The organism is Vibrio sp. 03_296, assembly GCF_002265885.1.
This window is the reverse complement of sequence record NZ_NPKW01001303.1, coordinates 1-650: the sequence shown is the minus strand read 5'-3', so window position 1 is coordinate 650 and position 650 is coordinate 1. Positions and strand designations below refer to the sequence as shown.

The window sequence follows — 650 nt, the reverse complement described above, 5'->3', positions numbered from 1 at the left end:
GACTTTCTCTGTTAATGACATCCGTAAGAACCAACGGTAAGCGACATTCACTTCAATTTCTTTAACGAGCTGACGCTCACTTTTTATACCAAAGATATAACCAAGCAAGATGATTTTGAAGAGACGAACAGGGTCAACAGGTGGACGCCCATTATCTTTACAATAAAGATGAGCGACTTCATCACGAATGAATTCAAAGTCGATAGCATTATCGATTTTGCGCACTAAATGGTCTTTAGGAACTAACTGTTCCATCGTCACCATTTCCAGTTCGTATTGTTGCGGGGTGGGTTCTTGAAGCATATCGGAGTATCCATATTTCGATACCCCTATTAGATCAAAGGTCTAGCTCGAAAGCTAGACCTTTGTCAGCAGTCTGACGCCACTCGAGGTGAGTGGCGTTTTCTTAAGGTTCGTCTTTTATGACGACGCATTGCGTCAAAAACTCATCATTGGTTTTCGTCATCGCAAGCTTGTCGATGAGGAACTCCATCGTCGTCCGTTTCGCCCATCGGGTGAACGATCTTACGCAAAATCCACATCTTCTGTAGTTCATCTGACTTCGTCAGCAACTCTTCACGACGAGTACCAGAGCGGTTGAAGTCAATCGCAGGAATACACGTTTTCCGCGGATCTTACGGTTCAAATGC

At 44.2% G+C, this 650-nt stretch carries 1 protein-coding gene and 1 pseudogene; both read right to left on the bottom strand.

Going from position 1 to position 650, the window contains the following annotated elements; translation table 11 throughout:
- Nucleotides 1-303, bottom strand: a 303-nt coding sequence (locus tag CIK04_RS31690) for a transposase (RefSeq protein WP_142995057.1), incomplete at its 3' end; no start/stop codon positions are given.
- Nucleotides 304-406: 103 nt separating this feature from the next.
- Nucleotides 407-650 (bottom strand): annotated as a pseudogene (locus CIK04_RS31685) (hypothetical protein); the annotation flags it as partial.